This window comes from Pseudomonas gebzensis (assembly GCF_034427815.1).
Lineage (GTDB): Bacteria > Pseudomonadota > Gammaproteobacteria > Pseudomonadales > Pseudomonadaceae > Aquipseudomonas.
Window position 1 is genome coordinate 432190 of sequence record NZ_JAXQNS010000001.1, and the last position, 24567, is coordinate 456756.

20 protein-coding genes are annotated in these 24567 nt (G+C 63.8%); all 20 read left to right on the forward strand.

Annotation, left to right across the window (positions count from 1 at the left end; translation table 11 throughout):
• Positions 1-7: 7 nt before the first annotated feature.
• The 20 genes from SJI00_RS02015 (at position 8) to fliI (ending at position 24448) form a co-directional block, all read left to right on the forward strand.
• Positions 8-1117 (forward strand): flagellar basal body P-ring protein FlgI, encoded by a 1110-nt coding sequence (locus SJI00_RS02015; protein ID WP_322460080.1) that lies wholly within the window; start codon positions 8-10, stop codon positions 1115-1117.
• A 10-nt stretch (positions 1118-1127) separates the two neighbouring features.
• On the forward strand, positions 1128-2318 hold the full coding sequence (gene flgJ / locus SJI00_RS02020) for a flagellar assembly peptidoglycan hydrolase FlgJ (RefSeq protein WP_322460081.1): 1191 nt from the start codon (positions 1128-1130) through the stop codon (positions 2316-2318).
• A gap of 10 nt (positions 2319-2328) precedes the next feature.
• Positions 2329-4371 (forward strand): flagellar hook-associated protein FlgK, encoded by a 2043-nt coding sequence (gene flgK / locus SJI00_RS02025; RefSeq protein ID WP_322460082.1) that lies wholly within the window; start codon positions 2329-2331, stop codon positions 4369-4371.
• A gap of 13 nt (positions 4372-4384) precedes the next feature.
• Complete coding sequence (locus SJI00_RS02030) at positions 4385-5947, forward strand: flagellar hook-associated protein 3 (protein ID WP_322460083.1); 1563 nt, start codon at positions 4385-4387, stop codon at positions 5945-5947.
• A 526-nt stretch (positions 5948-6473) separates the two neighbouring features.
• The gene (locus tag SJI00_RS02035; RefSeq protein WP_322460084.1) at positions 6474-7622 is read left to right on the forward strand and encodes a GAF domain-containing sensor histidine kinase; all 1149 of its coding nucleotides are present in this window, start codon (positions 6474-6476) and stop codon (positions 7620-7622) included.
• Positions 7623-8004: 382 nt separating this feature from the next.
• A complete protein-coding gene (locus SJI00_RS02040; RefSeq protein WP_322460085.1) occupies positions 8005-8946 on the forward strand; it encodes a ketoacyl-ACP synthase III in 942 nt (313 codons plus the stop codon).
• A gap of 294 nt (positions 8947-9240) precedes the next feature.
• Entirely contained in the window at positions 9241-10662 is a 1422-nt protein-coding gene (locus tag SJI00_RS02045) for a flagellin N-terminal helical domain-containing protein (RefSeq protein WP_322460086.1), read from the forward strand.
• 75 nt (positions 10663-10737) lie between these two features.
• A complete protein-coding gene (locus SJI00_RS02050; RefSeq protein ID WP_322460087.1) occupies positions 10738-11103 on the forward strand; it encodes a flagellar protein FlaG in 366 nt (121 codons plus the stop codon).
• A gap of 85 nt (positions 11104-11188) precedes the next feature.
• Positions 11189-12583 (forward strand): flagellar filament capping protein FliD, encoded by a 1395-nt coding sequence (fliD, locus tag SJI00_RS02055; RefSeq protein WP_322460088.1) that lies wholly within the window; start codon positions 11189-11191, stop codon positions 12581-12583.
• Between the two features lie 82 nt (positions 12584-12665).
• On the forward strand, positions 12666-13067 hold the full coding sequence (gene fliS / locus SJI00_RS02060) for a flagellar export chaperone FliS (RefSeq protein ID WP_322460089.1): 402 nt from the start codon (positions 12666-12668) through the stop codon (positions 13065-13067).
• 18 nt (positions 13068-13085) lie between these two features.
• Entirely contained in the window at positions 13086-13382 is a 297-nt protein-coding gene (gene fliT / locus SJI00_RS02065; RefSeq protein ID WP_322460090.1) for a flagellar protein FliT, read from the forward strand.
• Between the two features lie 175 nt (positions 13383-13557).
• The gene (locus SJI00_RS02070) at positions 13558-15033 is read left to right on the forward strand and encodes a sigma-54 dependent transcriptional regulator (protein ID WP_322460091.1); all 1476 of its coding nucleotides are present in this window, start codon (positions 13558-13560) and stop codon (positions 15031-15033) included.
• A 499-nt stretch (positions 15034-15532) separates the two neighbouring features.
• Positions 15533-16765, forward strand: coding sequence for a sensor histidine kinase (locus SJI00_RS02075; RefSeq protein WP_322460092.1), 1233 nt, complete (start codon positions 15533-15535; stop codon positions 16763-16765).
• A gap of 388 nt (positions 16766-17153) precedes the next feature.
• Entirely contained in the window at positions 17154-18512 is a 1359-nt protein-coding gene (locus SJI00_RS02080; protein WP_322460093.1) for a sigma-54-dependent transcriptional regulator, read from the forward strand.
• Between the two features lie 141 nt (positions 18513-18653).
• A complete protein-coding gene (fliE, locus tag SJI00_RS02085; RefSeq protein WP_312935393.1) occupies positions 18654-18980 on the forward strand; it encodes a flagellar hook-basal body complex protein FliE in 327 nt (108 codons plus the stop codon).
• An 11-nt stretch (positions 18981-18991) separates the two neighbouring features.
• Positions 18992-20770, forward strand: coding sequence for a flagellar basal-body MS-ring/collar protein FliF (gene fliF / locus SJI00_RS02090; protein WP_322460094.1), 1779 nt, complete (start codon positions 18992-18994; stop codon positions 20768-20770).
• Positions 20763-21782 carry a flagellar motor switch protein FliG gene (fliG, locus tag SJI00_RS02095; protein WP_322460095.1) on the forward strand — a complete coding sequence of 340 codons (1020 nt, stop codon included), beginning with the start codon at positions 20763-20765 and terminating at the stop codon, positions 21780-21782. The genes fliF and fliG overlap by 8 nt, the downstream gene beginning before the upstream one ends.
• Positions 21783-22091: 309 nt before the next feature.
• Positions 22092-22880, forward strand: a complete 789-nt coding sequence (gene fliH / locus SJI00_RS02100; protein ID WP_322460096.1) for a flagellar assembly protein FliH — start codon at positions 22092-22094, stop codon at positions 22878-22880.
• Positions 22870-23097: a hypothetical protein gene (locus tag SJI00_RS02105; RefSeq protein ID WP_322460097.1), complete on the forward strand. Its 228-nt coding sequence runs from the start codon at positions 22870-22872 to the stop codon at positions 23095-23097. The genes fliH and SJI00_RS02105 overlap by 11 nt, the downstream gene beginning before the upstream one ends.
• Positions 23087-24448, forward strand: a complete 1362-nt coding sequence (gene fliI / locus SJI00_RS02110) for a flagellar protein export ATPase FliI (RefSeq protein ID WP_322460098.1) — start codon at positions 23087-23089, stop codon at positions 24446-24448. The genes SJI00_RS02105 and fliI overlap by 11 nt, the downstream gene beginning before the upstream one ends.
• Positions 24449-24567: the final 119 nt, after the last annotated feature.

Sequence of the window (24567 nt, forward strand, 5' to 3'; positions counted from 1 at the left end):
GATGACCATGCTCAACCCAAGGCAGCTGATTGCCGCGACCCTTCTGCTCTGCTGTGCCGTTGGCGCCCACGCCGAGCGGCTCAAGGACATCGCCAGCATTTCTGGCGTGCGCAGCAACCAGTTGATCGGTTACGGCCTGGTGGTCGGTTTGAACGGCACGGGTGACCAGACCACCCAGACCCCCTTCACCCTGCAGACCTTCAACAACATGCTCGCGCAGTTCGGCATCAAGGTGCCGCCGGGGTCGGGCAACGTGCAGCTCAAGAACGTGGCGGCAGTGTCGATTCATGCCGACCTGCCACCGTTCGCCAAGCCGGGGCAGGTGGTCGACATCACCGTGTCGTCCATCGGTAACTCCAAGAGCCTGCGCGGCGGCAGCCTGCTGATGACGCCCCTCAAGGGCATCGACGGCAACGTCTACGCCATCGCCCAGGGCAACCTGGTGGTCGGCGGCTTCGATGCCGAGGGTCGCGACGGCTCGAAGATCACCGTCAATGTGCCGTCGGCCGGACGTATTCCGGGTGGCGCGTCGGTCGAGCGCACCGTGCCGAGCGGGTTCAATCAGGGCAATAGCCTGACCCTGAACCTCAATCGTCCCGACTTCACCACCGCCAAGCACGTGGTCGACAAGGTCAACGAACTGCTCGGCCCAGGCGTCGCCCAGGCGTTGGACGGCGGTTCGGTGCAAGTCACAGCGCCCATGGATCCCAGCCAGCGCGTGGATTACCTGTCGATCCTGGAAAACCTGGAGATCGATCCGGGCCAGGCGGTGGCCAAGGTCATCATCAATTCGCGCACCGGCACCATCGTCATCGGCCAGAACGTCAAGGTCTCGCCGGCGGCAGTGACGCACGGCAGCCTGACCGTGACCATCACCGAAGATCCGATCGTCAGCCAGCCGGGCGCGTTTTCCAACGGTCAGACCGCCGTGGTGCCGCGCTCGCGCGTCAATGCCCAGCAGGAAGCCAAGCCGATGTTCAAGTTTGGCCCCGGCACCACCCTGGATGAAATCGTGCGCGCAGTGAACCAGGTGGGCGCAGCCCCCGGTGACCTGATGGCGATCCTCGAAGCCCTGAAGCAGGCCGGCGCGTTGCAGGCCGACCTGATCGTGATCTGAGGCCGCGCCCATGACGCCCAAGAGCCTGGTATCGAACACGCCTGACAGCGGTGCCTACACCGACCTCAATCGCCTCAGCTCGCTCAAGCACGGTGATCGCGACAGCGACGCCAACGTGCGCAAGGTGGCCAAGGAATTCGAGTCGCTGTTCGTCAGCGAAATGCTCAAGGCCTCGCGCAAGGCCAGCGACGTGATGGCCGACGACAACGAGATGAACACCGACACGGTCAAGCAGTACCGCGACATGTACGACCAGCAGTTGGCCGTGAGCATGTCCCGCGAAGGCGGCGGCATCGGCTTGCAGGATGTCCTGGTGCGCCAGTTGTCCAAGCGCAAGACTGGCGCGGCGTCTGCCAGCGGTGCGTTGCCCCGCGTTGGCGGCCATGCCCCGGCGCTGTGGGGCGCGCACGTGGCCACGGCAACTGGCGAGGGCAATGCAACCGCCGGTGCGGGCCGTAACGATGTGGCCGCGCTCAACGCCCGACGCCTGGCGCTGCCGGGCAAGCTCACCGACCGTCTGCTGGCCGGCATCGTGCCCTCCGCCGGCAGTTCGGCGCAGGCCCCGGCCGGCCCCGTGCTGCGCGGCCGTGACGCGCTGGCCAAGCTCGACGGCGCCGCCGCGCAGACCTTCGCCGCGCCGGCCACGGGCACGCAGATCCTCGGCCGCGCCGTGGCGCAGCCACCGCTGGCCCCGCAGAAAGCCTTTTCGGGAAGCGACGAATTCGTCAGCACCATGCTGCCCATGGCCGAAAAGGCTGCCAAGCGCATCGGCATCGACCCGCGCTACCTGGTCGCCCAGGCCGCGTTGGAAACCGGCTGGGGCAAGTCGGTGATGCGCAACGCCGATGGCAGCAGCAGCCACAACCTGTTCGGCATCAAGGCCACGGGCAAGTGGCAGGGCGGGGAGGCCAGCGCCATCACCAGCGAATTCCGTGAAGGCAAGTTCGTCAAGGAACGTGCGGCGTTCCGCTCGTACGAATCCTACGAAGACAGCTTCCATGACCTGGTCAGCCTGCTGCAGAACAACGGCCGCTATAAAGATGCGGTGGCCGCTGCCGATAAACCGGAACAGTTTGCCAAAGAGCTGCAGAAGGCCGGGTACGCCACCGATCCTGACTACGCGCGCAAGATCATCAGCATTGCCAGGCAGCTGCAACCCACTACTCAATACGCCATGGCCGGCTCTGCAACGACTCTATAAGGATTGACGCATGACCAATCTGATCTCGATCGGGCTGAGCGGCCTGACTGCCAGCCAAGCGGCGTTGTCGGTGACCTCCAACAACATCGCCAACGCCGCGACGTCGGGCTATTCCCGTCAGCAGACGATCCAGACCAGCAGCCCGTCGCAAAACATCGGCGTAGGCTTTCTGGGCACCGGCACCACCTTGTCCGAGGTGCGCCGCATCTACAGCGCCTACCTGGACAACCAGTTGCAGTCGGCCACCTCCTTGCAGGCCGATGCGACCGCGTTCCAAGACCAGATCAGCGGCATGGACAAGCTGCTGGCCGACCGCGATACCGGCATCAGCTCGGTGCTAACAGGCTTTTTCTCGGCGTTGCAGACCGCCGCTGCGGCGCCGTCTGACGTGGCTTCGCGGCAGTTGCTGCTGACCCAGGCGCAGACCTTGAGCAACCGCTTCAATGCGGTCGCCAGCCAGATGAACCAGCAGAACGAGCAGATCAATTCGCAGCTGCAGACCGTGGCAGGGCAGGTCAACAAGCTCACCGCCAACATCGCCGAATACAATCGCCAGATCGTCCAGCAGACCGCCTCGGGCAGCAGCCCTAACAGCCTGCTCGATGCCCGCGGTGAAGCGGTGCGCCAGCTCAACGAGCTGGTCGGGGTGACGGTGCAGGAGCGCGACGGCAATTTCGACGTGTCACTGGGCACCGGCCAGGCGCTGGTCACCGGTGTGCGCGCCAACACCTTGTCGGTCGAGCCGGGCAGCGCCGACAAGAGCCAGGCCAGCATCAAGATCGACTACCCCAATTTCAGCTCCGATGTGACCTCGGTGATTACCGGCGGCCAGATCGGCGGCGTGCTGCGCTACCGCAACGAGGTGCTGGCGCCGGCGATGAACGAGCTGGGCCGTGTGGCCCTGGTGGTGACCGACAGCATCAACTCGCAGTTGGGCCAGGGCCTGGATGCCAACGGCCAGTTCGGCGCCGACCTGTTCTCCAGCATCAACAGCGCCACGGCCATCGCCCAGCGCAGCCTGGCCTCGTCGAGCAACAGCGCCGGCTCCGGCAACCTCGATGTGAGCATTCGCAACAGCGGCGCGCTGAGCATCCATGATTACGAGGTCAAGTTCAGCAGCGGCACGCAGTACAGCGTGCGCCGTTCCGACGGCACTGACATGGGCAACTTCGACCTCAGTGCCGACCCTGCGCCGGTGATCGACGGCTTCAGCCTGGCGCTCAAAGGCGGCGCGCTGGCGGCCGGCGACAGCTTCAAGGTGATTCCGACCCGCACCGCTGCGGCGGCCATCAACACCGTGACCCTCGACGCCAACAAACTGGCCTTTGCCGCGCCCGTGACCGCGGCCGCCAATGGCGGCAACGGCGGCACCGGTACCATCGCCCAGCCGACCCTGACCGAGCGCCTGGACATCTACGGCGGTACCGACACGGCCATCGTGCGCGACGCCATGCGCACCTCGATGCCGGTGCGCATCGTGTTCCAGGCTGCCGCCAACGGCGCCCAGGGCTACACCGTGTTCGATGCCAAGGGCACCTCGATCGGCAAAGGCAGCATCGTGCCCGGGCAGGACAACAAGCTTTCGATCAGCGTGCCGATGCGCGATGCCGGCGGCGCGCCGATCCTCGATGGCAATGGCCAGCCGCGCAGCTTCAGCCTCGACACCAGCATTGGCGGCAGCCCCAATGGCAATGACAGCTTCAGCCTGTCGTTCAACACCGACGGCAAGGCCGACAACCGCAATGCCACGCAATTGCTGGCGCTGCAGACCAAAGCCACGGTGGATACCAATTCGGGCGGCGGGATCAGCTTCACATCGTCCTACGCCTCGCTGGTAGAGCGGGTCGGCGCCAAGGCCAGCCAGGCCAAGATCGATGGCACCGCGACCGATGCGGTGCTCAAGTCGGCCAAGGAAAGCCGCGGCGCGGTGTCCGGGGTGAACCTCGATGACGAGGCGGCCAACCTGGTCAAGTTCCAGCACTACTACACGGCGTCGTCGCAGATCATCAAGGCGGCGCAGGAAACCTTCCAAACCTTGATCAACGCACTCTGAAGGAGAGCTGACCATGCGCATCTCGACTGCTCAGTTCTACGACGCCAGCGCCACCAGCTATTCGAAGAACTTCTCCGACATGGCCAAGACCAACGACCAGGTCACCTCAGGCGTGCGCATCCAAAGCGCCGGCGACGACCCGGTCGGCGCGGCGCGCTTGCTGGTCCTGCAACAGCAGCAAGCGCTGCTGGGCCAGTACAGCAACAACATCTCCACGGTCAGCAACGCCCTGCTGCAGCAGGAGAGCGTGCTCACGACCATCAACGATGCGTTGCAGCGCGCCAGCGACCTGGCTTTGCGTGCCGGTGGTGCGGGCCTGACCGATGCCGACCGCACCTCGGTCAGCAGCGAGCTGAAAGAGATCGAGGCCAACGTGTTCGGCCTGCTCAACTCGCGCGATGCCAATGGCAACTACATGTTCGGCGGCTCCAAGAGCGCCACACCGCCCTACGTGCGCAACGCCGATGGCACCTACACCTTCCAGGGCGACCAGACCCAGCTGAGCCTGCAGGTGTCCGACACCCTGAGCCTGGCCACCAACGATTCGGGCTTCAGCGTGTTCGACCAGGCGACCAACAAGGAGCGCACCCAGTCGACCCTCACCGCACCCACGACCGATGACGGCAAGGTGCTGTTGTCCCAGGGCCTGATGACCTCGACGCCGACGTACAACAGCCGCTTCGCCTCGGGCCAGCCGTACTCGCTGAATTTCACCAGCTCGACGCAGTTCTCGATCACCGATGCCAGCGGCAAGGACATCACCGCCGAAACCACCACCAATGGGGTCTTCGACGCCAGCACCGAAGGTGGCAATGTCGTCAACCTGCGCGGTGTGGAGTTTCGCATCGACCTGGCCCTCAAGACGGGCGAAGATGCCGATGCGGCGGTGGCCGGGCATCAGTTCAAGCTGCAGGTGCGTCCTGACAGCCTGACCGCCACCCGTGCGGCCGGCAACACCTCAACGGCGCAGATCACCGGCAGCAGCATCAGCAACGCCGCCGACTACCACAGCACCTTCCCGGGCAGCGGCGCGGTGATCAAGTTCACCAGCGACAGCGCGTATGAGCTGTATGCCCAGCCGATGACCGAAGGCGCGCAATCGATCGCCAAGGGCACGGTCGCCGGCGGTGCCTTTACGGTGGCCGGGGTCACCTACCAGCTCAGCGATGCGCCCAAGGCCGGTGACCAGTTCTCCGTGACCGCCAACACCCACCAGACGCAGAACCCGCTGCAGACCCTGGCCAAGTTGCGCGCGGTGCTCGATGCCCCGATCGATGACAAGAACGCCAACGTCGACCTGCGCAACGCCGTGTCCTCGGCCGTGGCCAACCTGGCCAGCGGCCGCGAACGGCTGGACATCACCCGCGGCTCGATCGGTGCGCGTGGTAACTCGCTGGAGATCCAGCGCCAGGAAAACACCAGCCTGGGCGTCGCCAACAAGACCACCCAGGACGCCATCGGCAACACCGACATGTCCCAGGCCGCCATCACCCTGACCCTGCAGCAGGCGATGCTCGAAGCTTCGCAGCTGGCCTTCTCGCGGGTGTCGCAGTTGAGCTTGTTCAACAAGTTGTAAGGGCAGGGTAGGCCTGCTGCGCGGGCGGATCAGGCGGCAGCGGCGTTCAGGTGGATCGCCTGCCCGGTGAACGGCGGGGCTTCTGCGTAGCCCTTCGAGGCCAGCGCAGTGTCGGACCGGCTCCCTCCCGAGCCCACGAACGTCATCAGGAGCTATGGGGGGAGCAAAGCCCGGCCATCTCGACAACCTCCTTGCTTCGCCATTCAAAGAACCCCTGGCGCCAGGCCTGCGCTGCCTCGCGCAAAACGGTGGGTGGGGCGAATGTTGAAATGATCGCCGCATTCCTGGCGGTCATCCGAACCGCACATGACCGGACGCGCGCTCACCCCGAGCAGGCAGCTTGATTCTGACCAAACGGTTTCAGCGCGGGACACGTGTGTGTGCGACCGCTTATCGTGTGCTGGCGCGTTGTCACCCATCGGACCTTACGATTTAATTGCGATTTGCAATTCACCCCTCGGCGATCCTGATGCCTCATCCCTCAGACTCTGCACACGATAACAGTACGGTTGCCCAGATCGAGGCCGTGCCGCTCATCCTCAAGATGGTGAAGGCTATAACCGGCATGCGCTTTGCCGCGATCGCACGGGTGACTGACACCCAATGGGTGGCTTGCGCCGTAGACGATTCCATCAATTTTGGCCTCATCCCAGGTGGCGAACTGGTGCTGGAAACGACGATCTGTCATGAAATCCGCCAGCATCAAAAGCCGGTCATATTCAAGCATGCTAGCGAAGATGCGGTGTATTCAGCCCACCACACGCCAGCGACCTACCGTCTGGAAAGTTATGTCTCCATTCCGATCGTCCGAAAAAACGGGGATTTCTTTGGGACGCTCTGCGCTATCGATCAACTGCCCGCTCAGTTCGATGAGGAGACGGTTTCCAATACCCTGACGCTGTTCGCCGAGTTGATCGCCGTTCAGCTGGACGCTCAGGCAGATCTCGAGGCCAAGACAATCGCGCTGGCCACTGCCACCGAGACGGGCATTCTTCGGGATCAGTTCATTGCCGTCCTCGGCCACGATCTGCGTTCACCGCTGAGCGCGATCCGTATGAGCGCCGACATGCTGGAGGCCAAGCTCCCCACCGGCCGCGAGCAAAAGCTTGCGACCGCCATCCGGCAAAGCTCACAGCGGATGAGCCATCTGATCGAAGATGTCCTGGATTTTTCTCGGGGAAAGCTGGGGGGCGGCATTCCGGTCAAGCGGAACTTGGTAGACAGCCTGGGCGACATTTTTACAGGCGTCATCAACGAAGTCGCTGCGAGCCATCCCCACGTCAAGATCACGCACGACGTGGTCATCCCGCCAGGGATCTTCTGTGATGCCGGGCGGATGGCACAGTTGTTGTCGAACCTTTTAGGCAATGCGGTCACTCACGGGTCGGCTGATCACCCGGTCGAAGTGCTAGCCAGCATGCAGGACGCGCATATCGTTCTGTCAGTCAGGAACCAGGGCCCTGAAATACCCGGCACATTGATGCCGCTGCTGTTCCAGCCCTTTACAAGGTCTGCAGGTGGTGGTCGGGGCGAAGGATTGGGCCTGGGCCTGTATATCGCTTCGCAGATCGTCGCGGGTCATCAGGGGACGCTCTCGGTCACCTCGACACCAGAGGGCGGCACGCGGTTTGTCGCGCGCTTCCCAGGCACGCTCGAGTGGACGCAATCGAGTTAGCGCGTTGTGTTGCGCCGACCGTCGACGTCGCTGCACGCTTGCTCCTCTTTCGCTCCGCTCAACCGCGATGTGCCGCCTAGCGGCTCTGACCCAGACAGCGCCCTGCTGACAGGCAAACGGCCTTGGGGTGCGCCGACCGGCCCAGCGCTGAAGGCTCAAGCTGCCCACGTGCCGCTGGGCTTTTGCCTTTTCAATGTGACCAATGAGTCAAAACCTGCATCTTCCCTGTATCCTATTGGCGGCTGTCGCATTTTGTTGCCTTTTATCTTTCGGCATACAGGCAACGAATCTGTGCGCGTCGTGTATCTGCACGCCAGCCCCTCCTCATGGCGCCCTCACACTGCGAGCGGCGGACTTTGGCTGTTTTGATTGGGAAGCCAGAATGATTGGCATTAAAAGCATCGCCAGCTACGTGCCGGCCCAGGGCGTAGACAACTACGCCCAAGGTGCGCGTTTTGAAAAGAACGAAGATTTCATCCTCGGCAAGATCGGCTCTGCCTTCCTGCCGCGCAAAGAGGCTGTACAGGAGACCTCCGACCTCGCCGTCGAAGCGGCCCGCGCCTTGTTCGTCAACAACCCGAGCCTCGACCCGCAGTCGATCGATGTGCTCATCGTGGTTACCCAGAATGGCGACGAAGAAGGCTTGCCGCACACCTCGGCCATCGTTCAGGACAAGCTCGGCCTGAGCACCTCGGTCGCCGCGTTCGATGTGTCGCTCGGTTGCTCCGGCTACGTCTACGGCCTGTACGCGATCAAGGGCTTCATGGACGCCACGGGCCTGAAGAACGGCCTGCTGATCACCGCTGACCCGTACTCCAAGATCGTCGATCCGAATGACCGCAACACCACGATGCTGTTCGGCGACGCGGCCACCGCCACGTGGATGGGCGAGGGCGCCGACTGGCAGCTCGGCCAGTCGCGCTTCGGCACCGATGGGTCGGGCGCCGCGCACCTGAAGGTCAGTGACGGCACCTTCTTGATGAACGGTCGCCAAGTCTTCAACTTCGCCTTGCTCAAGGTGCCGGCGCATTTGCGCGAGCTGCTTGAGGCCAGCGACCTGCAGTCGTCCGACATCGACGCCTTCTGCATCCACCAGGGCAGCGCCGCCATCGTCGACGCCGTGGCGCGCCGCTTCGAGGAAGAGCTGGAGCACAAACGTCCGGAGAAATTCGTCAAGGACATGCTGGAAACCGGCAATACCGTGTCTTCGAGCATTCCGCTGCTGCTGGAAAAACACATGTTCGGCGGCACCTGGCGACGTGTGGCGATCAGTGGGTTTGGCGTAGGGCTGTCATGGGGCTCGGCGATTCTGCAGCGCAGCTGATGTGAACGCCTTGGGCTTCGCCGCGCCGAGTGCGCCGCGCGAAGCTGACCAGAACGATCAGAAAAAAGCGCCGGCAGGCCTCGCCCCGGCGCTTTTTCTTCGTCCGCTCATCGGTTCCAGAACGGCCTAAGCGCTTGATTTGGCAAAAGATGGCACGGTAGTGGCAATTTTTTTTGCAAATAGCCCTCAAGCCAACGCCGCATCCGACGATAAACATTACGAAGGTTCTCTAGGCCACATCCGGCGGTTGCCAAGGCCGGAAGCCGCAGTAACTCATCCACCGAGGATTTCGTCATGGCTTTAACCGTTAACACCAACATTGCTTCGATCACCACTCAGGCCAACCTGACCAAGGCCAGCAACGCCCAGACGACCTCGATGCAGCGTCTGTCGTCCGGCCTGCGGATCAACAGTGCAAAGGATGATGCTGCAGGCCTGCAGATCTCCAACCGTCTGACCAGCCAGATCAACGGCCTGGGCCAGGCAGTGAAGAACGCCAACGACGGTATCTCGATCGCCCAGACCGCTGAAGGCGCAATGCAGGCTTCGACCGACATCCTGCAGAAAATGCGTACCCTGGCGCTGTCCTCGTCCACCGGCTCGCTGAGCTCCGACGACCGTAAGTCGAACAACGACGAATACCAGGCACTGACTGCTGAACTGACCCGTATTTCCCAGACCACCACCTTCGGTGGCCAGAAACTGCTGGACGGCTCGTACGGCACCAAGGCCATTCAGGTTGGCGCCAACGCCAACGAGACCATCAACCTGTCGCTGGAGAACGTTGCGGCCAATAACATCGGTTCGCAGCAGATCAAGAGCTTGTCGTCTCCACCTGTAGCCAATGGTCTGACGGGTGGCGACATCACTGTGACCGGTAACGGCCAGAGCGAAACCTACACCGTCGGTGCCGGCGCTTCCGCCAAGGACGTCGCCAAAGGCCTGGGCGGTCTGATCGGTGGTCTGACCGCTACTGCCAGCACCGAAGTCAGCTTCGCTGTCGACAAGACCGCTGCTACCGCCGCGCCTGCCAGCTTCACCATGCAGGTCGGTGACCAGAAAGTGGACATCAAAGGCGTGACCGACACTGCCGGGCTGGCCGAACAGTTGAAATCCAACTCCGCCAAACTCGGCATCAGCGTCAACTTCGACCAAGAAAGCGGCAAGCTGTCGATCAAATCCGACAGCGGTGAGAACGTCAAATTCACCGCGACCACCGGCGGTGCAGCAATTGAGGTTGCCACCAAAGGCGCTGATGGCAAGTTCTCGACCACCGCTGCTATCGCTGATGACTTGGTTGCCACCGGCGCAGTGTCGCTGGACTCGGCCAAGGGCTACTCGCTGAGCGGCGCCGGTGCAGAAGAGATTTTCGGTACTGGTACTGCACTGACTTCGAGCAAGACCACCATCTCGCAAACCGACGTCACCGACGCGACCAACGCCCAGAACGCGCTGGCCGTCATCGACAAGGCCATCGGCTCGATCGACAGCAACCGTTCCGGCCTGGGTGCTACCCAGAACCGTCTGCAGACCACTGTCGATAACCTGCAGAACATTCAGAAGAACTCCACCGCTGCACGTTCGACCGTACAAGACGTGGACTTCGCTGCAGAAACTGCGGAGCTGACCAAGCAGCAAACCCTGCAACAGGCCTCCACCGCGATCCTGTCGCAGGCCAACCAGCTGCCGTCCTCGGTCCTGAAACTGCTTCAGTAATGGCGCAGCCAGGCTAGCAACGAAAGGGCGCGTTCTACGTGCCCTTTTGCCGTTCTGACGTGAGGAGTCCCACCCATGGACATGAGCGTAAAAATGAACCCGGGTTACACTCCGCCCGTGCTGCCGGCTGTCGCGCCGCCCAAAGGTTCGGCGGACCTGGCGGTGGCGCCGGATACGCCGGCTACGGTGAAGGCTGTTGCCCCGCCGGCCCCTGCGAGTCGCGAGGACCTGGAAAAAGCCGTGGGTGAGATGCGCGACTTTGCCCGCGACAATCAGCGCAACCTTGAATTCTCGATTGATGACGACAGCGGTAGAGTCGTGGTCAAGGTCATTGCGACCGATTCTGGCGAAGTGATTCGTCAATTGCCTTCCGAGGCTGCGCTGAAGCTGGCGCAAACCCTCAACGACGCCAACAGTCTGCTCTTCAAGGACGAAGCCTAGCGTTGGCATGAAACGTGTTGCCGCAGTGGTTCGATGAACGTGATCGTCAAGCTGTTGGCAGTGACTGAATGACAGGGAGACAACGATGGCAGGTTCAACAGTCAGCGGCATCGGTTCGAACATCGATACCCAGGCGATTGTCACGGCACTGGTCAACGCGCAGAAGGCGCCGAAGCAGTCCCAGATCAATACCCAGACACTGAAGGCGACCACGACGTTGTCTTCCCTCGGCAAGGTGCAGGCGGCGCTCGATGCGTTCCGTGGGGCCATGGAGAACATGACCACCAGCAACAGCTTCAGCGGTTTGAGCGTGAAGTCTGCCGACGAGAAAGTCGCCACGGTCAAAGCCGGCAACGGTGCGGCGAACGGCGCGTTCAACCTGACCGTGAACAAGCTCGCCACCGCGTCGAAAGTGTCGACCCAGGTGTATGCCGATGGCGCGAGCACCGTGGTCAACAAGACCGGCGCGGCCACCACCTTCAGCATGACCCAGTCGGGCAAGAGCTATGACCTCAGCGTGCCGGCCGGGGCCACCCTGCAGCAGGTGCGCGACAGCATCAACAGCACCTTCGGCACCTCGGGTCTTAGCGCCAACGTGCTCACCGATGCCAATGGCTCGCGCCTGGTGGTGACCTCGACCAAGATGGGCGAGGGGTCGGACATCACCTTGGGTGGCAACTCGGGCATCGACACCGACTACAAGGTCATCAGCCCGCCGTCCAATGCTGAGTACGTGCTCGACGGCATCAGCATGACCTCCAAGAGCAACGAGATCTCGGATGCGGTGAGCGGGTTGAGCATCACGCTAGTGGGAGAGTCGCCGAAGAACACGAGCAGCACCAATAACGAGCGCTCACCGACCCTGATCTCGCTGACCACCAACGCCAGCACGCTCAAGTCAGGCGTACAGGGCTTCGTCGACACCTACAACGCGCTGATGACCGCCATCAACGCCGAGACCAAGGTCGGCAAGGGCGCCGATGGCAGCCCGGTGGCAGGTGCTTTGACGGGCGATGCCAACATGCGCGCGTTGGTCACCACAATTCGCAACGAGATGAGCCAGTTGTCGGGCAATGGTGCGTTCAAGTCACTTGCCCAGTTTGGCGTCACCACTTCGCAAGATGGCGGCCTGCTGAGCCTGGACGACAAGAAGTGGAGCGCTGCAGCGGCCACCAACATTGCCGACCTGCCAAGCATCTTCAACGGCAAGACCGGGCTGCTGGCGCGCATGCAGAGCGCGACCGAAGACTTCGCCAAGGCCACCACCGGCACCTTCGCCCAGCGCACCAAGACCCTCACCGACAACCTCAACAAGCTCAAGACCGAGCAGACCACGCTCGATGACCGCATGACCGCCCTGACCAAAAGCCTGCAAGACAAGTACAACGCCATGGACACCCTGGTGGCCCAGCTGCGTGCGCAGAGCAACAGCGTCATGACCACCCTCAATGCGTTGAACAAGGCCAACAGCGATAGCTGATCGGTCGCTTAAGTAATCGGAGGCTCTGCCGACATAACTGTCATTAGAGCCGTTATCTTTTTTCTGTCACGAGGTTGCACCGATGAACCCCATGAGAGCCCTTCGCCAATACCAGAAGGTCAATTCCCATGCACAGATCTCCGAAGCCACGCCATACCGCTTGGTGCAGATGCTGATGGAGGGTGGGCTGGACCGCATGGCCCAGGCCAAGGGCGCCATGGCCCGCGGGGACGTGGCGGAGAAGGGCTTGCTGATCGGCAAGGCCATCGACATCATCATCGGTCTGCGTGATGGCCTGAGTGCAGAAAAAAGCGAAAATCCCGAGTCCATCGAGCAGCTTGCCAGCTTGTACGCCTACATGACCAATCGCCTGATGCAGGCGAATATCGCCAACGATGCCAGCATGATTGATGAAGTTGCTCGGCTGCTGATCACCGTCAAGAGCGGCTGGGACCAGATCCCGCCCGCGCAACAAGCCGGCTAAGCCTGCAAGGAGCCTGTCGTGAACACTGCCATCCAACGATTCGACGAGACCCGCGATGCCCTGCTCAGCGCCTTGGGCGAGCGCGATTGGGAAGCTATTGGCAAGCTCGATGAAACCTGTCGCGGGTGCATCGACGACATGCTGACGGCGGAGGTCGTGGACGAGGCCCAGATCAAGGCCAAACTGGAAGGATTACTTGAGGTCTACCGCGATTTGCTTGACGCCACAATGGGAGAGCGTCAGGCCATTGCGACGGAAATGTCTCAGATCAATCAGGCAAAATCCGCCGCGAAGGTTTACCATCTCTTCAGTTGAGGTAAATAACGCAAGAATACCGCCCGCTTGGCGCCATTAATTTGACTGCCTAGACGTTTTTTACTTTACTAGTAGCTGTTTTCGTATTTCGAGCGTCCCAACGTTGATTGATTACGTCGGAGTGATCTCGAACTCGCCTCCCCGGCGCCGATATGACTAGGGAAGTTGCTATTGCATGTGGCGTGAAACCAAGATTCTGCTGATTGATGACGACAGCAACCGCCGCCGCGATCTGGCGGTCGTGCTGAATTTCCTGGGCGAAGACAACCTCGCCTGCTCAAGCCAGGACTGGCAGCAGGCAGTGGCTTCACTGCAATCGAGTCGCGAAATCCTGTGTGTGCTCATGGGCACCGTGGATGCACCAAGCACAGTACTCGGGCAGCTTAAGACCGTCGCTGGGTGGGATGAGTTCCTTCCCGTGCTGCTATTAGGTGAAATTTCTTCTGCCGAGTTTCCTGATGACCTACGTCGTCGGGTCCTTTCCAATCTGCAGATGCCGGCCAGTTACAGCCAGCTGCTGGATTCCCTGCACCGTGCGCAGGTCTATCGCGAGATGTATGACCAGGCGCGCGAGCGCGGTCGTCAGCGCGAACCCAACCTGTTCCGCAGCCTGGTCGGCACCAGCCGTGCCATCCAGCATGTGCGCCAGATGATGCAGCAGGTGGCCGACACCGATGCCAGCGTGCTGATTCTCGGCGAATCCGGTACCGGCAAAGAGGTCGTGGCGCGCAACCTGCACTACCACTCCAAGCGCCGTGACGCGCCGTTCGTGCCAGTCAATTGCGGGGCGATTCCGGCCGAGCTGCTGGAAAGTGAACTGTTCGGCCATGAGAAGGGCGCCTTCACTGGCGCGATCACCAGCCGCGCTGGGCGTTTCGAGCTGGCGAACGGCGGCACGCTGTTCCTCGATGAGATCGGCGACATGCCGCTGCCCATGCAGGTCAAATTGCTGCGTGTGCTACAGGAACGCACCTTTGAGCGGGTCGGCAGCAACAAGACCCAAAGCGTGGACGTGCGCATCATTGCCGCGACCCACAAGAACCTCGAAACCATGATCGAGGGCGGCTCGTTCCGCGAGGACCTGTACTACCGGCTCAACGTCTTCCCCATCGAGATGGCGCCACTGCGCGAGCGGGTCGAGGACATTCCGTTGCTGATGAACGAGCTGATCTCGCGCATGGAACATGAAAAGCGCGGTTCGATTCGCTTCAATTCTGCGGCCATCATGTCACTGTGCCGCCACGGCTGGCCGGGCAACGTGCGCGAGCTGGCCAACCTGGTGGAGCGCATGGCGATCATGCACCCTTACGGGGTGATCGGCGTGGCGGAACTGCCCAAGAAATTCCGCTATATCGAGGATGAAGACGAGCAGCTGGTCGACAGCCTGCGCAGTGATCTTGAAGAACGTGTAGCGATCAACGGCCATGCGCCGAACTTCGCCAGCCACGCGATGCTGCCGCCTGAGGGCCTCGACTTGAAAGACTACCTCGGTGGCCTGGAGCAGAGCCTGATTCAGCAGGCGTTGGACGATGCCAACGGCATCGTCGCCCGCGCCGCCGAACGCCTGCGTATTCGCCGTACCACCTTGGTGGAAAAGATGCGCAAGTACGGCATGAGCCGGCGCGACGGGGAAGAAGCGGCCGAAGAATAGGCCGCTTCACGCAGGGGTGCTGGACGTCGCGCTGTTGTGTCGGGCCGTACCGGCAGGCACGCCGCGGTTGCAGCCATCGGGGCTGCTGCGGCTGAAGCCGCTCCAGCAGGTGCTGAGCCAGACGAAGCCTGCTTGATAGGCGTAAGTGATCCGGGCGCAAGCCTGCGCTAGGCGTAGGAATATGCGATCCGGGCGCAAGCATTCGATAGGCGTAGGAATATACGATCCTGGCGCAAGCATTCGATAGGCGTAGGCGTATGCGATCCGGGCGGGTGTATCCGAGCAGGTGGGAGCGGCTATCGCCGCGATGGCCGGCGTAGCCGGCCTGATTCAGACGACCCGTGGCCGCAGGCAAAGCACGGCATTCCTGTCGCGAGCCACGTCCTCACGCCTCCCTGTTCAGCCTTTCTCAGCGGTATCATCCCCAGCCCGGCACGCCCCTTGCTACACCCTCGCCAACAGGTCGTTTTTATGACGGTCAGCCACGCGAGAATCCCCGATGCCTCAGGCCGCCTCCCGTTCCCAAGCTCCCGAACTCCCGCAACGCCCGACCGTCCAGAGCCAGAGCCAGAGCCAGAGCCGCGAACGCCTGGAGCAGGCGTTTGCCGTGTTCAGCCAGGTGTCCAGCCAGCTCAATGCCTCATACGGCATGCTCGAGGCCAAGGTCAGTGCGCTCAAAGGCGAACTGGCGGTGGTCGGCGCCCAGCGCATGGCCGAGCTGGCCGAGAAGGAGCGTTTGGCCGGTCGGTTGCAGAGCCTGCTCGATGTGCTGCCCGGTGGCGTGGTGGTGATCGACGGACGCGGCACGGTCAGCGAGGCCAACCCCGCCGCCCTTGAGCTGCTCGGCGTGCCGCTGCTCGGCCAGTGCTGGCGCACCGTGATTGCCGAACGCTTCGCGCCCCGTCACGACGATGGCCATGAGGTGTCCCTGCGCGACGGACGGCGGCTGTCGATCGCCACCCGCTCGCTGGGCGCCGAGCCTGGCCAGTTGCTGCTGCTGAACGACCTGACCGAAACCCGTCGCCTGCAAGATCGACTGGCGCGCCACGAACGGTTGTCGAGCCTGGGTCGCATGGTCGCGTCCCTGGCGCACCAGATCCGCACGCCGCTGTCGGCCGCCATGCTCTACGCCAGCCATCTCGCCGACCCGGCGCAGAGCCTGGCCAGTGACACGCGGCTGCGTTTTGCCGGTCAGCTCAAGGACCGCCTGCACGAGCTCGAACACCAGGTGCGCGACATGTTGGTGTTTGCCCGTGGCGAGCTGCCGCTGACCGATCGCCTGACGCCCAAGGCGCTGTTCCAGGCCTTGCAGCAAGCCGCCCACAGCCATGTCCAAGGCCACGCTGTGCGTTGGCAGTGCGATGTGCGTTTGGGGGAGGTGCTGTGCAACCGTGACACCCTGGTCGGGGCATTGCTCAACCTGATCGACAACGCCCTGCAGGCCAGCGACAGCCCGGCGCGGCTCAAAGTGCACCTGCTGCGCCGCGAGCAGTGTCTCGAACTGCGCATCAGTGACGCCGGCAGCGGCATCGACGCGACGCTGTTGAAGCGCCTGGGCGAACCTTTCCTGACCACCAAGACCACGGGCACCGGCCTGGGCCTGGCGGTGGTCAATGCGGTGGTGCGTGCGCATCAGGGCAGCGTCGACATCCGCTCGCGGGTCGGACGCGGCACCTGCGTCAAGGTCTGCCTGCCGCTGATTGGCATGCCCGCAGCGGAGGGCGCGGCATGAATCACAGGGTTGTGCTGCTCGAAGACGACTGCAGCCCGCGTCAGGCCTTGGCCAGCGCCCTCCAGGTGATTGGGGCGGTCGTGGAGGGCGGCGCATGAACCACACGGTTGTGCTGGTCGAGGACGACTGCAGCCCGCGTCAGGCCCTGGCCAACGCGCCCCAGGTGATTGGAACAGTCGTGGAGGGCGGCGCATGAACCACACGGTTGTGCTGGTCGAGGACGACTGCAGCCCGCGTCAGGCCCTGGCCAACGCGCCCCAGGTGATTGGGACAGTCGTGGAGGGCGGCGCATGAATCACACGGTTGTGCTGGTCGAGGACGACTGCAGCCCGCGTCAGGCCCTGGCCAACGCGCCCCAGGTGATTGGGACAGTCGCGGAGGGCGGCGCATGAACCACACGGTTCTGCTGGTCGAGGACGACCGCAATCTGCGCCAAGCCCTGGCGGACACCCTGGAGCTGGGCGGCTTTGCCTGGCAAGCCGTGGCGTCGGCCGAGGACGCGCTGGTGGCCGTGGCCCAGCACAGCTTCAGCCTGGTGGTCAGCGACGTGAACATGCCCGGCATGGATGGCCATCAGTTGCTGACCCAACTGCGCCGGCAGTACCCACAACTGCCTGTATTGCTGATGACCGCCCACGCGGCGGTCGAGCACGCCGTGCAGGCGATGCGCGAAGGCGCCGTGGACTATCTGGTCAAGCCGTTCGAGCCTCGGGCGCTGCTCGACCTGGTCGAGCGTCACGCGGCCCATCGCCCAAGCCATGACCAGGGGCCCATCGCCTGTGAGGCCAGCAGCCGCCAGCTGCTGGCACTGGCCGCACGGGTCGCACGCAGTGATTCGACGGTGATGATCTGCGGCGAATCCGGCACGGGCAAGGAAGTGCTGGCGCGCTACATCCACCAGCAGTCGCCACGCGCTGACGGGCCGTTCGTGGCGATCAACTGCGCCGCGATCCCGGACAACATGCTCGAAGCCACGCTTTTCGGGCACGAAAAGGGCGCCTTCACCGGCGCCATTGCCGCGCAGCCAGGCAAGTTCGAGCAGGCCGATGGCGGCACCTTGTTGCTCGACGAAATCTCGGAAATGCCCTTGGCCCTGCAAGCCAAGCTGCTGCGTGTGCTGCAGGAGCGCGAAGTGGAGCGGGTCGGCGCGCGCAAGCCGATCAGCCTGAACATCCGCGTGCTTGCCACCAGCAACCGCGACCTGGCCGCGCAGGTGGCGGCCGGCGCGTTTCGCGAAGACCTGTATTACCGCCTGTCGGTATTCCCCCTGGCCTGGCAGCCGTTGCGCGAGCGGCGCGACGACATTCTGCCGCTGGCCGAACGCCTGCTGGCCCGTCATGCCAGCAAGCTGCAGCTCGGCCCGGTGCGCCTGTCGCCCGAAGCCAGTGCCTGCCTGCGCAACCACGCCTGGCCGGGCAACGTGCGCGAGCTGGACAACGCCGTGCAGCGCGCGCTGATTCTGCAGCAGGGCGGGCTGATCGAAGCGGCGGATTTCTGTCTGGCCGGGATCGCCCCCAGCATGGCCGCCGCGGCGCTGCCGGAGCTGGCATTGCCCGAGGAGCCGGCGGTGCTGGGCGAGGACCTGCGCCGTCACGAATTCCAGATGATCCTCGAGGCCCTGCGCAGCGAGCGCGGCCGACGCAAGGAAGCCGCCGAGCGCCTGGGCATCAGCCCACGCACCCTGCGCTACAAGCTGGCGCAGATGCGCGATGCGGGCGTGGATGTGGAAGCCGGCCTGTACGGCTGAGGCGCAGGCCGGCAGCGACCGCTGGTGCGTCGTTTGCCAAGGTTTTCCAGCCCAGCCCTACGGACTGGCATTCTTGTTGCTAGGTCCTGGCTACCCGCCGCATGAGTGTCAAAAAAATGCGGCCGCCGCAGAGAGAATCCCATGACCCAAGGTGTTCAATTCAATCGTCTGATGCTGGACATGCGCGCCATGCAGGCCGAAGCCATGTCCCAGCCAAAAGCCGTGGCTGCGCCTGAGCTGGGCCAGAATTCGTTCGCTGACATGCTTGGCCAGGCCATCGGCAAAGTGAATGACACCCAGCAGTCGTCCAATGCCCTGGCCAATGCTTTCGAGATCGGCAAGGGCAATGTCGACCTGACGGACGTCATGGTCGCCTCGCAGAAAGCTTCGGTGTCGTTCCAGGCACTCACGCAGGTACGCAACAAGCTGGTCCAGGCGTACCAGGACATCATGCAGATGCCAGTTTGAGGGCTCAGTAAGTGGCCGACGCATCCGTAGACACGCCACCGGCAACCACCGGCAAGCCGGCTTCCAAGGTTTCGCTGCCCGGCTTAGGCTTTCTGGAAAACATCTCGCGCATGCCTGCGCTGCGCCAGGTCGGCCTGCTGGTCGGGCTGGCTGCCAGCGTGGCAGTCGGTTTTGCCGTGGTGCTGTGGTCGCAGCAGCCCGATTACCGTCCGCTGTACGGCAGCCTGGCCGGCATGGACACCAAACAGGTCATCGAAACCCTGGGCGCGGCCGATATCGGCTACCGCGTCGAACCCAACTCAGGCGCGCTGCTGGTCAAGGCGGACGACCTTTCCCGCGCCCGCTTGAAACTGGCGGCCGCCGGTGTGGCGCCGAGCGACGGCAACGTCGGCTTCGAGCTGCTCGACAAAGAACAAGGCCTGGGCACCAGCCAGTTCATGGAAGCCACCCGCTACCGCCGCGGCCTGGAAGGCGAGCTGGCGCGTACCGTGTCGAGCCTGAACAACGTCAAGGGCGCCCGCGTGCACCTGGCCATTCCGAAAAGCTCGGTGTTCGTGCGCGATGAGCGCAAGCCCAGCGCCTCGGTGCTGGTGGAAATGTTCCCGGGGCGCAGCCTGGAAAGCGGTCAGGTGATGGCTATCGTCAATCTGGTGGCGACCAGCGTGCCGGAACTGGACAAGTCCCAGGTCACCGTGGTCGACCAGAAGGGCAACCTGCTCTCCGAGCAACTGCAGGACACCGCGCTGACCATGGCCGGCAAGCAGTACGACTACAGCCGCCGCATGGAAAGCCTGCTCACCCAGCGCGTGCAGAACATCCTCCAGCCAGTGCTCGGTAACGACCGCTACAAGGCCGAAGTGTCGGCGGACGTCGACTTCAGCTCGGTCGAATCCACCGCCGAGCAGTTCAACCCGGAACAGCCGGCGCTGCGCAGCGAGCAATCGGTCGATGAACAACGCTCCAGCAGCCAGGGCCCACAAGGGGTGCCCGGCGCGCTGAGCAACCAGCCGCCGGGCGCCGCCGCTGCGCCGCAGAATGCGACCGCTGCCGCACCGGCCGCCGGCGCCATTCAGCCAGGGCAACCGCTGCTCGACGCCAACGGCCAGCAGATCATGGACCCGGCCACTGGCCAGCCGATGCTCGCGCCGTACCCGAGCGACAAACGTCAGCAAAGCACCAAGAACTTCGAGCTGGACCGTTCGATCAGCCATACCCGCCAGCAGCAGGGCCGTCTGACCCGCCTGTCGGTGGCGGTGGTGGTCGACGACCAGGTCAAGATCGATGCCGCCACCGGCGCCGCGACCCCGGCGCCCTGGAGCAGCGAAGACCTGGCGCGCTTCACTCGCCTGGTGCAGGACGCCGTGGGCTTCGATGCCAGCCGTGGCGACAGCGTCAGCGTGATCAACGTGCCGTTCTCGGCCGACCGTGGCGAGCTGGTGGCGGAAATTCCGTTCTACTCGCAACCGTGGTTCTGGGACATCGTCAAGCAAGCGCTCGGCGTGCTGTTCATTCTCGTGCTGGTGTTCGGCGTGCTGCGCCCGGTGCTGAACAACATCACCCGCGGCGGCAAGGCCGGCGACGCCCAGGGCGACTCGGAACTGGGCCCGATGATCGGCATGGACGGCGCCCTGGGCGACGACCGCGTCAGCCTCGGTGGCCCGCAAAGCATCCTGCTGCCTAGCCCTACAGAAGGCTACGAGGCGCAGCTCAACGCAATCAAGGGCCTGGTGGCCGAAGACCCGGGCCGCGTCGCTCAGGTCGTCAAGGACTGGATCAACGCCGATGAGTGATAACCGCGCTGTAACCGCCAAGCTCAGCCGCGTCGACAAGGCGGCCATTCTCTTGCTGTCACTGGGCGAAACCGACGCCGCCCAGGTGCTGCGCCACATGGGCCCCAAGGAGGTGCAGCGCGTCGGCGTAGCCATGGCGCAGATGGGCAACATCCATCGCGACATGGTCGAGCAGGTGATGAGCGAGTTCGTCGAGACAGTGGGCGACCAGACCAGCCTGGGCGTCGGCTCTGATGGCTACATTCGCAAGATGCTCAACCAGGCCCTGGGCGAAGACAAGGCCAACGGCCTGATCGACCGCATCCTGCTGGGCGGCAACACCAGCGGCCTGGACAGCCTCAAGTGGATGGAACCCCGCGCCGTGGCCGACGTGATCCGCTACGAGCACCCGCAGATCCAGGCCATCGTGGTGGCCTACCTCGACCCCGACCAGGCGGGTGAGGTGCTGAGCAACTTCGACCACAAAGTGCGCTTGGACATCATCCTGCGCGTGTCGTCGTTGAACACCGTGCAACCGGCGGCGCTCAAGGAGCTGAACCAGATCCTCGAGAAACAGTTCTCCGGCAACTCCAATGCGGCGCGCACCACCTTGGGCGGCATCAAGCGTGCGGCCGACATCATGAACTTCCTCGACAGTTCGGTGGAAGGCCAGCTGATGGACTCGATCCGCGAGGTCGATGGCGACCTGTCCGAGCAGATCGAAGACCTCATGTTCGTCTTCAACAACCTGGGCGATGTCGACGACCGCGGCATTCAATCGCTGCTGCGCGAAGTGTCGTCGGACGTGTTGGTGGTCGCCTTGAAAGGCGCCGACGACCGGGTCAAGGACAAGGTCTTCAAGAACATGTCCAAACGAGCCTCCGAACTGCTGCGCGACGACCTGGAAGCCAAGGGCCCGGTGCGTGTCAGCGATGTGGAAGGCGCGCAGAAAGAGATCCTGACCATCGCCCGGCGCATGGCCGATGCCGGCGAAATCATGCTGGGCGGCAAGGGTGGCGAGGAGATGATCTAAGCTGGCGGCGTAGCGCGATCAATGTCGCAGCGGCGTCAGCCACGCCGGACGGCAGCGCCGCCCCAACGCAGTCAATGCAGGAGCGGCTATTGCCACGCTGGACGGCAAGGCCGCCCCAACGCAAGCCCCACGGTAGCACTCACACCGCCCAACGAGGCCACAGCCGCTGCCATGGGGCCTGCGCTACGCGACAACGCGGTACCCTGCGGCGCGCAGCGCCCACGGAGATTGCCCTGGTCGACGCATTGCCGGTTGATCCGCCCCATACCGGTTGCGTCGCCTGAATACGGATTCGAGAGCCCCCACTGCATGTCCAGCAAAGAACAACACCCCAGCGATCTGATCCGCGCCCACGACCTGCAGGGCGTCGACGTCTGGACGCTGCCCAGTTTCGACCCCGCCCCACCGCCCGCGCCCGCGCAGGCGCCTGAAGCTGTCCCCGACACGGTCGAGGACGAGATCGCCGAAGTGCCGATCGAAGAGGTCCAGCCGATCACCCTCGAAGAGCTCGAAGCGATCCGCCAGGAGGCCTACAACGAGGGCTTTGCCACCGGCGAGCGCGAGGGCTTTCACAGCACCCAGCTCAAGGTGCGCCAGGAAGCCGACGCCGCGCTGGCCGCCAAGCTGAGCAGCCTTGAACAGGTGATGCAGCAGTTGCTCGAACCGATCGCCGAGCAGGACACGCAGATCGAGCGCAGCCTGGTGCACCTGGTCAGCCACATGGCCCGCCAGGTGATCGGGCGTGAACTGCGCGGCGATTCCAGCCAGATCACCCAGGTGCTGCGCGAGGCGCTCAAGTTGCTACCAATGGGCGCCGAGAACATCCGCATTCACCTCAATCCGCAGGATTTCGAGGTGGCGAAAACCTTGCGCGAGCGCCATGAAGAGCGCTGGAAACTGGTCGAGGACGAAGCGTTGCTGCCTGGCGGCTGCCGCATCGAAACCGCCCACAGCCGCATCGACGCGAGCATGGAAACGCGCCTGGAAAAGGCCGTGGCGCAACTGTTCGATCAACTCCATGAACAGGCGCTGCACCCGGCTCCGGCCGATATCACGCTCGACCTGCCCGGCACCAGCGAGGTCGACGATGCGCCGTGAACCCCGCCACGTCACCCGGCATGTCGGCGGTTTCGTCGACGTGCTGCAAGTGACGCCGCCCTGCGCGTGCGTCGCGCCGACCTCCATCCCACAGGTGCACAAACGCGTTGATCGCAGCCTTTTCGGTCAGCCTCTGCGCGGTCACGCCGAGGCGCTGCCACTGCCGGCATCCTCGTACCGCCCTCTGACCCACGCAGGTACAAGCGATGCGCATTGACCGCACCAGTTTCGGCAAGCGTCTGCACGGTTACGTCGAGGCGATTCAGCTGCCCGCGCAGCCGGTCGCGGAGGGACGCCTGCTGCGCATGGTCGGGCTGACGCTGGAGGCCGAGGGCCTGCGCGCGGCCGTGGGCAGCCGCTGCAAAGTGATCAACGATGACAGCTACCACGCAGTGGAAGTGGAAGCCGAGGTCATGGGCTTTTCCGGCAGTAAGGTGTTTCTCATGCCGGTCGGCAGCGTGGCGGGGATCGCGCCGGGCGCCCGCGTGGTGCCGCTCGATGACAGCGGCCGTCTGCCCATGGGCATGAGCATGCTCGGCCGGGTGCTCGATGGCGCCGGGCGTGCGCTGGACGGCAAGGGCGGGATGAAGGCCGAAGACTGGGTGCCGATGGAAGGTCCGACCATCAATCCCCTGAACCGCGAACCGATCAGCCAGCCGCTGGACGTGGGCATCCGCAGTATCAATGGCCTGTTGACGGTGGGCCGTGGTCAGCGCCTGGGCCTGTTCGCCGGTACCGGCGTCGGTAAGTCGGTGCTGCTGGGCATGATGACGCGCTTCACCGAGGCGGAAATCATCGTGGTCGGGCTGATCGGCGAGCGCGGCCGTGAGGTGAAGGAATTCATCGAGCACATCCTCGGCGAAGAGGGCATCAAGCGCTCGGTGGTGGTGGCATCGCCTGCGGACGATGCGCCGCTGATGCGCTTGCGTGCAGCCATGTACTGCACGCGCATCGCCGAGTACTTTCGCGACAAGGGCAAGAACGTGCTGCTGCTGATGGACTCGCTGACCCGTTTCGCCCAGGCCCAGCGCGAGATTGCCTTGGCCATCGGCGAGCCGCCAGCGACCCGCGGCTATCCGCCTTCGGTGTTCGCCAAGCTGCCCAAGCTGGTGGAGCGGGCCGGCAATGGCGAGAAGGGCGGCGGCTCGATCACGGCGTTCTACACCGTGCTGTCCGAAGGCGACGACCAGCAGGACCCGATCGCCGACTCCGCGCGCGGCGTGCTCGACGGCCACTTCGTGCTGTCGCGGCGCCTGGCCGAGGAAGGGCATTACCCTGCGATCGACATTGAGGCCTCGATCAGCCGGGTGATGCCACAAGTGGTCGACATCGAACACCTGCGCCAGGCGCAGAAATTCAAGCAGCTGTGGTCGCGCCTGTCGCAGAGCCGCGACCTGATCAGCGTCGGCGCTTACGTGCCGGGCGGTGACCCGGAGACCGACATGGCCATCGCCCTGCAAGGCAAGCTGGTGGCCTACCTGCGTCAGGGCCTTGACGAAAACGTCAGCCTGGCCCAGGGCCGCGCGGAGCTGGCGGCAGTGTTCGCCAGCCCGGTGAATGGGGGGTAAGCCGTTGAGCCTGCATGCCTGGATGAAAATGTCAGCCTGCTTGGGGCCGGCAAGACCGTGTGTGCCAGACCGGCCGAGGGTGGGTGAGCGATGAAGCCGCAGGCCTGCAAGGGTGTTTC